Origin of the sequence: Microcoleus sp. Pol1C5, assembly GCF_036701115.1 — a bacterium.
Taxonomy (GTDB): domain Bacteria; phylum Cyanobacteriota; class Cyanobacteriia; order Cyanobacteriales; family Microcoleaceae; genus Microcoleus.
The window spans coordinates 1-14,772 of sequence record NZ_JAUBQE010000090.1 but is presented as its reverse complement, the minus strand read 5'-3'; the positions used below and the strand labels follow the sequence as shown (position 1 = coordinate 14,772).

Here is a 14,772-nt window from a genome sequence, read left to right as displayed (position 1 = left end):
TGTTCAAGTAAGCAAATCGAAAATTATTTTGCTCACTGCTGTTACTGTACCTTTTAGTCACGCAAAGTGCTGTATCTGTTTGCAAACTCGATTTTTCATTTCTTCTGTCAGGAATAAGTACACCATCAATGTCTAAAAAAATTAACATTAACTAAAAGTCCTAGTGAATAATTTGATGAGTATTAATAATGCTTAATAATATAAATATGCAGCGACGATTCTCTCTCAACTGTTCGCTACATCGACTGGTTAGACTGCAATCAACATTGTTATTCAGTGTTTTTATTGGTAGGTGCTTTCTGACGAAAGGAAGATGCTGGTATCAACAAGTATTGTTCTGAAATTCACAGTTTTTCTTGGCTTCTGCCTTCCCCCCTGCTAGGGTAGGGGGGGTTGGCTTCTACCTTCTGCCTTCAGGCAAGAGGAGCAAAACTGTAGATTTTTTGAGGTTCGAGCCGATCGCAAATTCCGGCTAATTCCGACAAAAGGAATGTCTCGCGATCGAGCTGGACTTGCAGGGTTTTGAGCGGATCTGCACCGGAGGAAACCATGAATTCTAATGTTTGCAAATTCGGCTCAGTGCTGATTTCGCCCAAAATTTGACCGATCGCCCTGACATAAGGATGGTTTGGATCTTTGTACCAATCGGGGGCTGCGAGTCCGGCTTGATCGAAGCCTAGATGAACGATGAGGGAGCCTTCTCCGAAAAGGGCTATTCCCACCGGCCGCGCTTCTTCTTGCAGCAGCAAGTGCTGGTTAGCCGCCAAATGCCGCAGTTTTTCGAGGTGTTCGTACCGATTTTGGATTGCCGAATCTTCCTCTTTTCCTTCTGCTTTCTGGCTTCTACCTTCTTCCTTCGTTTCGTTCCACTGAATCGCCACTGTTACTAAATAAGTTTGCAGTAGCATATGACCGAGTTTTTCGGCTTTTGTTGCCAGATAGATCGAGTTGTAATCTGTGGCTTCAATTAGTAAGGGGACGCGATCGGCTACTTCAATCCCGTAACCTTTCAAACCCGCAATTTTGCGCGGGTTGTTGGTAATCAACCGAATTTTTTTAACTCCCAAATCGTTGAGCATTTGTGCTCCGACGCCGTAGTTTCGCAAGTCGGCGGGAAATCCCAACCGTTCGTTGGCTTCTACCGTATCCAATCCCAAATCTTGCAGCGAGTAAGCTTTTAGTTTATTTACCAATCCAATACCCCGACCTTCTTGGCGCAAGTAAACGATGACGCCAGAACCGACATTTTCGATCATTTTCAGTGCCGCTTGCAGTTGCATCCGGCAGTCGCAGCGCAGGGAACCCAAAGCATCGCCGGTTAGGCATTCGGAATGCACCCGCACCATCACGGGTTTGTCTTTAAATTCTGCCGGGTCGCCCTTGACAATAGCAACGTGTTCTGAATTGTCTTGGGTGTCGCGGTAGGCGTAAATCATAAAATCGCCGAATTGAGTGGGCAATTTGGCGACGGTTTCGCGGCGGACGAATCGATCGTGCTTGAGTCGGTAGCTAATTAAGTCGGCAATACTAATTATTTTGAGGTTGTGGAGTTTAGCGTACTCGATTAATTCGGGCAACCTCGCCATCGAACCGTCGGGGTTTTGAATTTCGCAGATGACGCCACTGGGATACAGGCCAGCGAGTCTGGCGAGGTCAACCGAAGCTTCGGTGTGGCCGGCGCGTTTGAGGACGCCACCGTCGATCGCCCGCAGGGGGAAAATGTGACCGGGACGGCGCAAGTCTTGAGGTTTGGTGTCCGGGTGGATGGCTACTTGGATGGTGCGGGCTCTGTCTTCGGCCGAGATACCGGTACTAACGCCGTTGACTGCATCGATGCTGACGGTGAAGGCAGTTTGGTTGTTGTCGGTGTTTTTGCTGACCATGAGGGGCAGTTCCAGGCGATCGAGCCTTTCGCCGCTCAAAGCCAGACAAATCAAACCCCGGGCGTTCACTGCCATAAAATTGATGTTGTCGGGGGTGGCGAATTGGGCGGCACAAATCACGTCGCCTTCGTTTTCGCGATTTTCGTCATCGACTACTACCACCATGCGACCTGCTTTGAGGTCTGCGAGGGCGCTGTCAATTGAGTCAAATTGAAAGGATTGAGTTGAGGTGTTGTTATTTGGCACTGAGGAGTTCAAGCTATAAACAGTAATGTTATGGAAATAGAATCTATTTGTGATTGTAACCTTTTGTTTCCGACAGGGCGATTCCCAGTCCAGATGAGTTTGACAATATTTTTTAGTTCCATTACAATAAATATTGTACTTTGTCAATAAAATATTTCCTTAATATTGCATGAGCTTGACTGATATCGTCGATCGAATCATCAAGTCTGCATCGAATTTAAACGAAATTGTTTTAAGTCCATTTATGGGTTCCGATACTACAGTAATTGTGGCTCTGAGTTTGCAGAGTCAAGTTATGGGATTTGAAATTAGGGCTGATACGGCGATATTGCGCCTAATCGAGTTGATGATTTTTTGACGGACAAGGAACTCAGAGAAGCACAGCTATCTTTATTCTCTAGTTGGTAATTGCAGCAATTTATAAACTTTAACTATTTTATAGATTGATATCAACTAGAAGGTTGGAGGATAAGTAAAGCGATCGCTGAACACTCAGCGGCAATCTCGCGTGGCTAGCTTACTGAAGCCGATAATTGCTCAAAAAATTAGGAATATCTGTCTAAGTTCATAAGTGCTGCGCCTTGACAAATAAAATTTTACGAGAATGCAAAACACTCGTTTCACATTCTCGGCGGCAGTAATGCAAGCAGCACCCAAAGCCCCCAGAACCAGCACAAAACTCAAAAACAATGGTTGAAATCCGAGCAGGGTTGCCAAGAAGTCCAGGGAATGATTATTGTCACTCCGATGCTTGATGGCGTTGCCATCAACAAGTATTTTCCGGACGGACTGTTGATAATGGATTGGTGGGTATGAATGACTAGCACAACCAGCGATACAGAGATTATTTTTACCTCTCCATCCGTTCAACTCCCGATCGATTGCTTGAATAGTAACTGCGAAGTCACAACAGCAACCCGGCAAGAAATAGAATCCACGTCTCTACTCCCTCAAAAGGAACTGCAAGATCGGGAATGGCAAGGAGATTAAATTGATAGACCACTAATTTGGGATTTACAGCCTCGCTTTTTTTGGTATTATTCTATAATGTTAAAGTCTTTTTTCTTCCTTTATTGTAGGGAATGGTACTGTTGTCATGGATTTTTTCAGTGCTTCGATCGCCTTTGTCTGTCAAGCGTTCGGTAGAAAAAGACGATAGGATTCGCTGTCCATCAGAATTCTGAAACCCAGCCACATCAGCACGAAAGGGAAAAACTTGCTCGCATAACGGCTGAGTACCACAGCAATACCAGGTAGATGCGTCAGAGTATAGGACATAAACAGCCAGCAGCAAATAAAAAAATAGCAAATCGGTACGATCACAGCCAGATTTTGAATGCTGCTACTAGCAAATAGGGGAATATAGATGCCAAGATTGTTACCACCGTTAGAAATCGTGACTGCGGAAACGCGATAAGTCTGCGGATCGCGAATTATTTCCCAGAGCGATCGCTGCCGAGAATCAAATCCGCGAAATTTAGAGTTTCTTTTCAGATTATCTGACTTATCTTCGGCTGAATCATCCTTGTTAAGGTTGAGTAAATTATTCAAGCCAATCAGTATCGGCAGAATCCCCAGTAGCCCCGTCCAAGTTGAGGGAATTGCTAGCCCCAGCAAGAAACCAACTAAACTTATCATCACCAATACAGTGAACCCTAGAAGCTCACCCACCACAATGTGTTTAGGACGAAAAGTACGATTAACCTCACTGAAGAAAGCCGTCAGATAAATGTTGTCGTCAAACGTTGTTGCGACAGCCACAGCCAGTCCGATCTTAATTGTTGCAATTAACCAATCCATTACCATCTCTCACTCAACACCTATCCGATCGCCGAAACTACAGATTTCTCAACCCTGTGAAAAATCACCATAATCTCGGTATGATAACGTGAGTATCGCATATTGGGTGTAACAAGCGAGCAACTTTGGTAGTTTATCCGTATCAAGCGGTGCTTTGACTTGAGCCCCATCTTCAATTCATCCAAGAATGTCCATCACCTGTGTTTATCAAAGGAGTCATTATGATTAGCCGTTTGATTGACCTTCTGCCTAGAGGCGCAGGTCAAAATATCTTACGGTCGCTCAGTTCGTCGGCCACTCGCAGATCTGCCGCCTATCGGTTTGCAGGTCTGTTTTGTATCGGCCTGGTGTCGGTTTTGGTCTTGAGTCTGGCTTTTGACAGTCATGCTGTTGCCGCTTCTGCCTCTGGCAATGTAGTCTCCCCTGTAGTAAGTCAGGTAAATCAGGTCAAATTGCCTAAAGACTCAACAATCCGGTTACTAGAAACGGTGGGACTGTTCGTGGGGGGCATACTTTTCTGTGTAGTTTTGGATCGCTGGTTTTCTAACCGTTCTGCTCATTCGGGCAACACACCCTTAGCTGAACAAGCGCGGCGGCTCAAGCAACTTAAAATCGGTTATCCAGAGGGTATGACAAATCTGGAAGTCCTGCGCGCTCAAGGTTTGCTCGAAAGCCGTTTGCGACCATTTGGGCTGACTGTTACTTGGACAAGCTTCTTATCAGCTTCTGCTCTGATAGAAGCATTAAGCAATGGGACGATCGATTTCTGCGGTGGCGGTGGTACGGCCAGCATCTTCTCGCAAGCAGCAGATCATGTGTTTGTGCGGGTGGCTAAAGAAAAATATACTGCTCCCAAAGGTCAAGCGATTCTAGTACCAGAAGATTCGCCAATTCAGACGGTTGCCGACCTGAAGGGTAAAAAGATAGTTTTTGACAAAGGCTCAAGCGCCCATTATGTGCTGGTGCGAGCACTGGCAAAAGTAGGATTAGAGTTTAGTGACATTGAGCCAATTTATCTGACCCAGCCACAGGCGCTGCCCCTATTCCGCGCGGGTGAGGTCGATGCTTGGGTGATTTGGGTTCCCTACACGACAACTCAAGTCCGAAGTGCTTATCCAGGGCGCTCGATTGCAGACTTAGAGAGCATCTTTGGTGACAAAGCGTCTTTAGAAGTTCCCACCTATTACTACGCGATTCCAGAGTTGGTACGCGACTATCCCGACTTGCTCAAGGTGATTTTAGAAGAGGTAAATGAAGCGGGAGCTTGGGCTAAGAAACAGGAATTAGAAGCTGCTGTGCGATTGGCAGAACACCATCAAATAGATCCATCCATTGTAGAAATTTTACAGCAACGTAGTGCCGAACGCGCTATTATCCCGATCGACGACCAATCACTCACGGCCCTACAGCACCAGGCAAATATGTTTAGAGATTTAGATCTGATTCCTGAGCGGGTGAATGTGAAAGATGGAACCTATAGCTTGCAGACCAAGCAAAACTGGACTTATTAATCTGACAATTATACTCGAGTGTAATTTTTGTCTGATATGACCTATGTTTTTTTAGCACAAGTCGGTCAAATATCAGCTCTGTTTGGGTTTCCGGCGGGGTTGTCACTCCGCCACCGGCAAACCTACATCTTGATTAGCTGCATTGCCCGCATTTTTCCTAAAAAAAAACCCTCAACTTTGTGAGGGCTTTGCGATGCCAGGAACGAGACTTGAACTCGTGACACGTGGATTTTCAGTCCACTGCTCTACCAACTGAGCTATCCCGGCTTGTTTTTTCGCGCTTTACTATCTTAGCAGACACATACAAAATTTAGCAAGCACTTTTTCAAATTAATTTTCGATCGCCCGGAACCGCCCACCTGTAAGCTAAAAGCTGCAACCTAAAATCCAACAATCGCAATGGCACAGCAACATCGGGACAGCGAGGGCAAGAGTCTGCTTGTCTTGGGCATAATTTGGCTGCTGGGGGCAATTAGCGATCGCCTCTGGTTTGCCCTCGATCGATCTGTCCCGGCGTGGGATCAAGCAGATTACCTGACTAGCACCCTGAAATACTTGCAGGCGTTGCAGCATCCTCAGTGGTTTTCCGGGGAGTGGTGGACAAACTTCTGGCTGCTTTCGACGAAAATTCCGCCCTTGGCATACATCTTAACGGTTCCGTTTCTTCAGGTTTTCGGTACTGGGGGCGATCGAGCAACCCTCGTTCATTTATTATTTAGTGCAATTCTCCTCGCCTCAGTCTACAGTCTGGGCGTCCAATTATTTAACCGGCAAGTCGGTTTGTGGGCCGCTGCAATTTGCGTTTTGTTACCGGGACTTTATCGGTTCCGCTTGCAATTTTTGCTCGACTATCCCCTCACTGCGGCGATTACTTTTGCTTTCTATTGTCTGACAATGTGGAAGGCTTCTGAAGGAAGAAGGAAGAAGGAAGAAGGAAGTTCGGTAAAGGATTTAACTGATGTAACCGATAGAACTCTGTTGGAGGAACGAACAAAGAAAAAGTATAAATTCTCCCCCTCCCCCACTCTCCCGCTCTCCCCGTCGTCTTTCTTTTGGGCGATCGCCTTTGGAATTTCTCTCGGTTTATCAATATTAGTTAAACACACTACCGTATTATTCCTGTTTACCCCGATTGTGTGGCTGGCTGTGGGTGCTGTGCGGCAAAAAGCTTGGGGAAGATTAGGTCAATTAGCAGGTAGTTTGTTGCTGTCGGTGGCCGTGTTTGGGCCGTGGGCGAAAACCAATTGGCTGTTAATTTTGACCGGGGGAAAACGGGCAACGCTGGATTCTGCGATCGCCGAAGGAGATCCGGCCCTCAATACGATCGACGCTTGGATTTACTACGGTCAACACTTACCGGAACACATTTCTTGGCCTCTGTTACTTGTTCCCTTAGTAGGATTGATACTTTATTGGCGTCGCCGGCAAAATAGTTCGTCAATCTTGCATCTCAACTCCTGTCGCTGGCTGGCTGTTTTCTGGGGGGGAGCTTATTTAATTAATTCTCTAAATATCAACAAAGACGACCGATATGTGATACCTTATTTGCCAGTTTTATCTATTTTCTTAGCATACTGTTTAACCCTGTGGCCTTCTCGGTGGGGACGACAAATTCGCTGGGGTACAATTGGCTTGGCAATTCTGGCGATGCTGTTCCATATCTTGCCGCTGGGAGGTGCTTTTGGACATAGCTTAGTTCAAATTATCAGTCCCGGCAATTCTAACTATCCTTACTTGGGGAAAGAGTGGCCGCACCGAGAGGTAATTGCAGAAATTATTGATAAGGAACCTTATTTGCAATCTACTTTAGGCGTGTTGCCTTCGACGCCGGAAATTAACCAGCATAATTTGAATTTTTACGGTGCTTTGGCGAATTTTCAGGTTTACGGGCGGCAGGTGGGAACGAATTTAAAACAAGTGCCGCAAGATGTGCGATCGCTCTCTTGGTTCGTAACTAAAAGTGGCCCCCAAGGTTCGATTCGCGAACGGATTAAAAAAGCTCAAAATGCAGCGGTGTCGGCAATTGAAAAAGGTGATAAGTTTGAGTTAGATAAAACTTGGGTTTTGCCAGATTATACTAATTTAAATCTTTATCGCAAGCGAGTGCAGCCTGTCGAAATACAGCCGTTGAATGAAGCGCGATCGCAAGTACAATTAGATCGAGTTACTGTCGCTGCAAAAGCAGTTCCCGGAGTCGCGCTGCCGGTTACTTATACTTGGTCTGGGCCTTGGCAGCAGTTGCAGTCTGGTTTAGTGTTGGTAACGTGGCAAAATCAGCAGTCTGGCAATATTCCACCGGGACAGACTTTCAGGATTTTACACGATCGCGCGATCGCCCAGGCGACTTTGCATCCGGGGATTCTGGAAGCGGATAAATTTGCTGTGGGGTTTCGAGTTGTCGATCGCACCGCGATGCTTCCTCCTGCTAATATTGCACCGGGAACTTACAATCTGCAAGCTACTTATCTAAATCGGAAAACCGGGGAAACTTATCCGATTAATGTGCCGGCAGTTAGTGTTAAGATCGAGCCAGAGCCTCTGGATATGCGTTCTCAGGCAGAGTCGGGAAACGAGGATAATACAGATAAGCCTGAGTTAGATTTAGTGACTCAATTACGGGTGATGGCGGTTAATTTACCCAAAGGATTGCCAGGTTTAGAACCCGTGTTCGAGCAGATTGGGCGCATCAATCAGTACGATCCAATTCAAGATTATACCGTGCAAGCGGAACAAGCGTTAGAATATCGGTTGCAGCAGGAACCAAATAATCTAGAATTGGCTTATGCTTTGGCATTTTCTAGAGTATTGCAGCAGAATGTCAAAAGTGCGATCGCCGCCTTAGAAAAAGTCACTCAACTCGACTCAAAAAACCCTTACGCTTACGCCTATCTCGCTTTCGTACACCTGTACGGCTGGCATCCCAAAGCCGCTCAAACAGCCTTAAAACCTGCACTCGCTCTCAACTCCAATCTACCGGAAATTAGAGTTTTAAACGGTGTAGCGGAACTGATGCAAGGTAATCTCATTCCAGCATGGCAAGATTTGCAATTCTTAAAAAAACTAAAAATTTAACAATCCCTTTTATTGTGGCACGGGCGTCCCGCCTGTGCTTCTAAATCTGTAACGCCTGTGCTTTTAAATCTGTAACGCCTGTGCTTCCGAAGCGGTAAAAAATAGAAAACCAATGAACCAACCAAGAATAATCTCTCTAATTCCCAGTGCCACCGAAATTGTAGCAGTTTTAGGATTAACCGATGCAATTGTGGGCCGTTCCCATGAATGCGATTATCCCCCAGAAATCCAAAATTTACCTGTTTGCACTCAGCCTAAATTCAATCCCGAAGGAACTAGCAGCGAAATTCACAACCGCGTGACAGAATTGTTGCAAAATGCGCTCAGCGTGTATAAAGTAGAAATAGATACTTTGGAAAAATTGCAGCCGACTCACATTATTACTCAAGCTCAATGTGAAGTCTGCGCTTGTTCTCTAACAGAGGTTGAACAAGCAGTAAGCACGCTGGTAAATAGCAAGCCGGAAATTATTTCTTTGCAGCCGAATCTGCTAGCAGAAATATGGACGGATATTCAGCGAGTTGCTGATGCTTTGGGCGTAAATGGCAAAAGTGCGATCGACCTTTTGCCATTTACGCATCGATGCTATTACCTCGAAAACACAAGAATCATCTATTATTACCACAAAAGAGAGACTTCCCAAAGTAGCCTGCATCGAGTGGATTGAACCTTTGATGGCTGCGGGTAACTGGATTCCCGAATTAGTGGCAATGGCCGGAGGCAATTCGCTGTTTGGAATTGTCGGGGAACATTCCCCTTGGTTAAAATGGGAATCGCTAGTAGAAGCTAATCCCGATGTAATTATTTTCATGCCTTGCGGCTTTGATTTAAACCGCACTCGCAGCGAAGCAATGCAGATAACTAAATACGCAGAATGGGCTAATTTGCAAGCAGTAAAAACCGGGAAAGTTTACATAACTGATGGCAATTCTTACTTTAATCGACCGGGGCCGAGATTGGTTGATTCGTTAGAAATTTTAGCAGAAATTTTCCATCCCGAAATCTTCGATTTTGGCTATCGGGGTAAGGGTTGGCAGCCTTTTTTGTAGATACCCGCAGCTAGCTAAAGCTTTATCAATATTAATTCTGAATTGCCTGCCATACAAATAAGGACACAACAATGTTGTGTCCTTATTTCACTTTCATTTAACCGAATCTGACATCAATTGATGTAAAAAACGCTAGCCTACCTTGTTGGAGCAGGGGGCATCAGCACCTTGTCAATTACGTGAATAACCCCGTTGCTAGCTTTGATATCAGCTTTCACAACATTAGCGCCGCCGACAGTAACTTTGCCTGTGCTAACTGCCACCTTCAGCGAGCTCCCTTCAACACTTTTAACATCGCCGGATTTCAGGCTAGTAGATACAACCGAACCAGGAACAACGTGGTAAGTTAAAATCTTAGTAAGTTGGGCTTTGTTTTCCGGTTTGAGCAAATTCTCCACAGTTCCTTTTGGCAAAGCAGCAAATGCCGCGTCAGTCGGAGCAAAAACAGTGAAAGGGCCTTTGCCTTGTAAAGTTGTAACCAAACCAGCAGATCCCAAAGCTTTTGTCAGCGTCTTGAATTGAGCGTCGCCAGATGCAATAGCAACAATATCCTTAGCAGCGGCAGTGGGTGCCGGTGAAGCGCCAGTGGGTGCCTGTGTAGCACCAGTGGGTGCCTGTGTAGTGCCAGTGGGTGCCGGTGAAGCAGCGGTTTTCACCTTTCCTGCAACTTGTGAAGTTTGAGTTGCATTAGCAACATTGGTGCTGGAGGTGATGTGAGCCCAAGCCGGGAAACCGATTAACGCGCTAGCGCCGATTATTCCTGCGAAACCTGTCAGTTGTTTCATCCAGCTAGGTAAATTTTGATTTTTCATTGCGCTTGCATTTCCTTATGAGATAAAACCGTGAACATGAATTGTTATGTTAGCCAAATCTCGACAAAAGGCAAGGTTGCCAGAGGCTAAGATAGAGAGAAATTTCTCTTGCATCCCCGATCGACCAAAACTTCCTTACTATAACGCAAGCTGAGAAATCGGGCATCAACCGCTAAATCTGTAACTCAAAACCTCAATCACCGAACCAGTTTGGGGTAAGTCAGCAGCTTTGATCGAAATCGTGTCATTATTCACTCGGCGCACCGGCGTACCATCCATCAACGCCAAGAATTCATCTAGCGGCACCAAATCGCACGCAGCAGCATCGGCGGCTTGGGTTTTGAAATGTGTCGGAATCACCATCTTTGGTTTGAGAAGTTGCAAAGTTTGCTTCGCTTCCGCCGGAGTGTAAGCTTTCGGCCCGCCGCCCACGGGAATCAGCACTACATCGGGCCGCCCGATCAAGATTTGTTCTTCAATGCCGATCGGGCCAGCAACTCCGCCCAAGTGTAAAATCTTAACGCCCGCTTGCTGCCACAGCCAAGCCACATTGACCCCAAATCGCCTTCCTCCCTCACGGTCTTTTTCCGTCCGAATCCCTTGAATCCGCAGCTTGTTAGACCTGTAAGCCCCTGGCTCGTACAAAAGGCCGGGATTGCCTGCAAATCCGTCGATCGCCCCTTCATCGAGCAATCGGCTGCTAATCAGAATCAAATCTGTTTGCACTATAGGAGAGCGATAGCCTGCGGTACAGCCTAGGGGGCGAAAAGGATTCACCAGCACCCTCGCACCGCCTCCGGCGAACAAGAAGCAAGTGTGGCCCAACCACTGAACCGACAAAGAATCAGCAGTTTGAGCTTGATAGCTTTCCCATCCAGATGGTAAACCAGTTGCTAAAGCTGCTAGCAAACCCGTCTGTGCGTAACGTATTAATTGTCGCCGTTTCATCTTGTGGTTGGGGTTGTCGGGTGTTGGTCGTTTGTTGTTATACCACAAAACACAGTCAGTCGATTTTAGATTTTAGATTTTAGATTTACTCCACAGATGAATCTGGGATATGGAACTTTCGTCTAAAATTTGGGGTTCACCACGACCATTTTTGGGGGATTGTATCCTTTTGTGGGCGCCTGAGATGCGAAAATGTGCACCCTAGTTTTACCGTAAAGTTCGCAGTGCCCACCCTAAAAATTTAGATAATTTAAACAGTCAGGTGTGGATTCCGCACCCGAAAGATGCAGACAAAAACTCAAAATTCCCAACTCAACTAAAGCCGTTCCAAGAAATTTCGCAATAATTGCTTTCCCGCAGTCGTCAAAATACTTTCCGGGTGAAACTGTACACCTTCAATGTGCGGATATTCTCGGTGCCGCACGCCCATAATAGTTCCGTCTTCAACCCAAGCCGTAATTTCTAACACTTCTGGACAACTCTGCTTTTCAATTACCAAACTGTGATAGCGAGTTGCAATCATCGGCGATTCCACGCCCTGAAAAACTCCGACTCCTGTGTGTTCTACCTGAGAAGTTTTGCCGTGCATCAACAGGGGTGCAGAAACAATTTTGCCGCCGAATACTTGACCGATACTTTGATGTCCGAGACACACGCCTAAAATTGGTAAAGTCGGACCCAATTCTTTGATTAATTCCAGAGAAATTCCCGCATCTTCCGGCCGCCCCGGGCCTGGAGAAATCACCACTGCCGCAGGCTGCAATTGGCGAATTTCTGCTAAAGAAATTTGGTCGTTGCGGTAGACTTGCACTTCGCTTGCTACGGGCAACTCAGCACCGAGTTCTCCTAGATACTGTACCAAATTGTATGTAAAACTGTCGTAGTTATCGATGACTATAATCACGGGTTAAGTTAGATTTTAGGTTTTAGATTTTAGATTTTAGGTTAACTCGCTGTCTGAAAGCAAGGGTTTCAAGATTTTAGATAGATGCCGAAGATAAAAATAGCTGCAATATAGACGAATAAAACTAAAAATCTCAAATTGGTCATCTAAAACCTAAAATTTGCGATCGCCCAATAAGTTACTAACGGGCGATCGCAATTTGAACGACTGCCCACAAAGGAGGCAGCAGAAGTGCAGTACCGACGATGAGCGCAGCCATTGCCGATACCAGAACCGCTCCGGCACCGCAGTCTTTGGCAATTTTGGCTAGTTCGTGGTAGGCTTGCCCGACTGTCAAGTCTACCACCGATTCGATCGCCGTATTCAACAGTTCCATGGCTAAAACTATGCCAATGGTGACGCCGATCACAGATATTTCTACAGGTTTCAGTTGCAAAAATAGCCCTAGTCCGATCGCCAAAGTGCCAATAACTGTGTGAATCCGAAAATTGCGCTGAGTTTCAAAAGCATAACTCAGACCCCCCCAAGCGTATCTAAAACTCGTAGCTAAGCTAGATGCGATTTTCCAGGACAGCTCTCGGTTGTATTTCAAGGCTTTTTTAGGCTCGTGGACTGTCTGGCTAGAAGAGTCTTGAGGCATGGGCAGAAACTGTGCGACTTGTGATGAAATTGAGGGTCTATCTAGTGTCATAAAGAACCAACTTTAATTTACAGAGATGAATGAAAGCTAAACTTTTCAAATTAACTTCATCAAGTCTAAGTAACTTTTCTAAGTTTTTACTAAAGTTCTGGTTTAATTTCAGAAAGTTATGTTGCGCTTGACATGATTTGTTAAATAACCATCAACTTCAGTTATGCTGTTTGGATCGTAAGACCGATCGCCTGCAGCAATGTTTCCTGTTGATCGAGCATTTGAGTCAGACTTTCTTCATCCGGGTGATCCCAGCCCAAAAGATGCAGAAAACCGTGGGCTGCTAGCCAAGCGAGTTCGGTCTTCAGGGGATGTCCTTGCTGCTGGGCTTGTCGGTTAGCTGTATCGATCGAGATGACGATATCACCCAAGTATAGGGGTTCAGATGACTGCATTTCCTCTAACTGAGGACAGTCTACCTCTAAAGCTGCGAAAGCTAACACATCGGTCGATCGATCGAGCTGGCGGTACTGGAGGTTGAGGGCTTGCATCTCCGTATCGGCGGTTAAACGCAGACTGACTTCGTAGCCCGGAGCGACTGGCACATACTCTTCCTGGTTTTCCAGCCAAACGCTAAACCAATTTTCCCAGGTTTCGGCTGAAATCTCCCCCCTGGCTGCACTCTCAGGGAGGTTGGAAGCGTCCGCTGACTGCTGGGCGAGCCCGTAACAGTCTTCGACGTTCACCTCAATTAACATTTTTTTCCTCTCCTGTCAAGGGATATATTCAATTTTTTTACAAATTCCAATTGCGCGATCGAACGGCAGGGGATTTTGCTGTTGCTGGAAAGATACAGTAATCTGTTAGGGATTGCAACAGGCAGGCAGAACAATCAGCTTAACTCCCGATTAAGAAATATCAAAAACATCAGCAGAAATTAGAGGCTGATTGTTGACATCCCCCATTAAGAATTGAAATAGCGATCGAGAAAAGCCAAACCGACGAGTACGCCTAAAAGTCCGGCTGCTGTCAAAGCAAAATGAAACAGAGAAGTTGCCCGCTTGCGAACCATGTTCCGCATCGCCAGCTTGACATAACTCGGTGTAGGTGCAGTGTTTGTCGGCGCTGTCTGGGTTTCGGCGGACTCTTCGGAGGCGGGAATTGCTGAGGGAGGTTGACTCATAACGGTTAGTTTAGAAGGTTAACAGAGAGGCTGCCGAGAACAGACTCGCCCCGATGGTAACAAATATGTAACGTTTTGTGTAGGTGTTTTTAGTTTTTTGAGCCTCGCCACCGTATATTTCTGTAGGGGCCGGTTCGCCGACATCAAAAACCACCAAAAATTATCATAAACCCGCCCCACACCCAGGGAATAATCTACTTTCCTTATCCCTTTAACCCTCTTTCCCGCAACAAAGCATCCGCCTAAGCAGCATCTGATTCTGAAAGCGGCGGAACTGTATCGCAACTGTAATCGATCGTAAAATCATATCCCGCGCGATTGTATACTGTATTCAGGAACGCCTGCAAATCCACGATCGGCTCGACATCGGGCGATCGCAAAGGCAAAGGAAAAGACGGAATCGCATCTGAGAGATTAAACAAGTATAGCAGTCGCCAAGGCAGTTAGGACGCTTGACGTAAGACATCTTCAATGGCATCTCGTAAACAATCAAACTGTTCCAGTTTTTTGCGAATTCGACTTTTTAACCAAGACCAACATTGCTCAATTTTGTTGAGGTCTGGGGAATAGGGGGGTAAATACAATAGTTGACAGCCTGCCGTCTCAATCAGTTCTCGAATACGCCCACCTTTGTGGAATGTGGCGTTATCCATCACCCATTTGTGACAAGTTAAGAAAAAGTGCAAATTGTCAAGGGGGTACAAAAAAAAATGTAAAATAGGCTGAACATCTA

General features: G+C 46.0%; 14 protein-coding genes, 1 tRNA gene and 1 pseudogene. 5 read left to right on the top strand and 11 right to left on the bottom strand.

All coding sequences use genetic code 11. From position 1 onward, the window contains the following. Positions 1-413: 413 nt before the first annotated feature. On the bottom strand, positions 414-2,129 hold the full coding sequence (gene ribBA, locus QUA23_RS29515; protein WP_333079406.1) for a bifunctional 3,4-dihydroxy-2-butanone-4-phosphate synthase/GTP cyclohydrolase II: 1,716 nt from the start codon (positions 2,127-2,129) through the stop codon (positions 414-416). A 169-nt stretch (positions 2,130-2,298) separates the two neighbouring features. On the opposite strand from ribBA, the gene QUA23_RS29510 reads away from it, so the two are divergent. Together QUA23_RS29510 and QUA23_RS29505 are read left to right on the top strand one after the other, a co-directional pair. Next, positions 2,299-2,487, top strand: a complete 189-nt coding sequence (locus tag QUA23_RS29510) for a DNA methyltransferase (RefSeq protein WP_333079405.1) — start codon at positions 2,299-2,301, stop codon at positions 2,485-2,487. A gap of 458 nt (positions 2,488-2,945) precedes the next feature. After that, entirely contained in the window at positions 2,946-3,119 is a 174-nt protein-coding gene (locus tag QUA23_RS29505) for a hypothetical protein (RefSeq protein ID WP_333079404.1), read from the top strand. A gap of 141 nt (positions 3,120-3,260) precedes the next feature. Here the strand turns inward: QUA23_RS29505 and QUA23_RS29500 are convergent, their stop codons facing one another. Continuing rightward, a complete protein-coding gene (locus QUA23_RS29500; protein ID WP_333079403.1) occupies positions 3,261-3,929 on the bottom strand; it encodes a cadmium resistance transporter in 669 nt (222 codons plus the stop codon). Between the two features lie 221 nt (positions 3,930-4,150). On the opposite strand from QUA23_RS29500, the gene QUA23_RS29495 reads away from it, so the two are divergent. Continuing rightward, complete coding sequence (locus QUA23_RS29495; RefSeq protein WP_333079401.1) at positions 4,151-5,440, top strand: aliphatic sulfonate ABC transporter substrate-binding protein; 1,290 nt, start codon at positions 4,151-4,153, stop codon at positions 5,438-5,440. Between the two features lie 194 nt (positions 5,441-5,634). Here the strand turns inward: QUA23_RS29495 and QUA23_RS29490 are convergent. Next, positions 5,635-5,707, bottom strand: a tRNA-Phe gene (locus QUA23_RS29490). A gap of 132 nt (positions 5,708-5,839) precedes the next feature. Here QUA23_RS29490 and QUA23_RS29485 point away from each other — a divergent pair. Both QUA23_RS29485 and QUA23_RS29480 read left to right on the top strand, forming a co-directional pair. Beyond that, positions 5,840-8,512: a glycosyltransferase family 39 protein gene (locus tag QUA23_RS29485; protein WP_333079399.1), complete on the top strand. Its 2,673-nt coding sequence runs from the start codon at positions 5,840-5,842 to the stop codon at positions 8,510-8,512. Between the two features lie 112 nt (positions 8,513-8,624). Then, positions 8,625-9,561, top strand: a pseudogene (locus QUA23_RS29480) (cobalamin-binding protein). A gap of 137 nt (positions 9,562-9,698) precedes the next feature. Here QUA23_RS29480 and QUA23_RS29475 read toward each other — a convergent pair. From QUA23_RS29475 to QUA23_RS29440, 8 genes are all read right to left on the bottom strand, one after another. Continuing rightward, positions 9,699-10,373, bottom strand: coding sequence for a fasciclin domain-containing protein (locus QUA23_RS29475; protein ID WP_333079397.1), 675 nt, complete (start codon positions 10,371-10,373; stop codon positions 9,699-9,701). 165 nt (positions 10,374-10,538) lie between these two features. Next, positions 10,539-11,321, bottom strand: a complete 783-nt coding sequence (locus QUA23_RS29470) for an MBL fold metallo-hydrolase (protein ID WP_333079395.1) — start codon at positions 11,319-11,321, stop codon at positions 10,539-10,541. A 316-nt stretch (positions 11,322-11,637) separates the two neighbouring features. Beyond that, on the bottom strand, positions 11,638-12,225 hold the full coding sequence (locus tag QUA23_RS29465) for an aminodeoxychorismate/anthranilate synthase component II (protein ID WP_333079394.1): 588 nt from the start codon (positions 12,223-12,225) through the stop codon (positions 11,638-11,640). A 181-nt stretch (positions 12,226-12,406) separates the two neighbouring features. Beyond that, entirely contained in the window at positions 12,407-12,916 is a 510-nt protein-coding gene (locus QUA23_RS29460; RefSeq protein WP_333079392.1) for a diacylglycerol kinase family protein, read from the bottom strand. A gap of 161 nt (positions 12,917-13,077) precedes the next feature. Then, positions 13,078-13,614: an rRNA maturation RNase YbeY gene (gene ybeY / locus QUA23_RS29455; protein WP_333079390.1), complete on the bottom strand. Its 537-nt coding sequence runs from the start codon at positions 13,612-13,614 to the stop codon at positions 13,078-13,080. Between the two features lie 206 nt (positions 13,615-13,820). Beyond that, positions 13,821-14,039 (bottom strand): DUF3285 domain-containing protein, encoded by a 219-nt coding sequence (locus tag QUA23_RS29450; RefSeq protein ID WP_333079389.1) that lies wholly within the window; start codon positions 14,037-14,039, stop codon positions 13,821-13,823. Between the two features lie 242 nt (positions 14,040-14,281). Continuing rightward, entirely contained in the window at positions 14,282-14,461 is a 180-nt protein-coding gene (locus QUA23_RS29445; protein ID WP_333079388.1) for a DUF4058 family protein, read from the bottom strand. 21 nt (positions 14,462-14,482) lie between these two features. Then, positions 14,483-14,772 (bottom strand): transposase (locus QUA23_RS29440; RefSeq protein ID WP_333079386.1); only part of this gene is annotated, 290 nt, incomplete at its 5' end.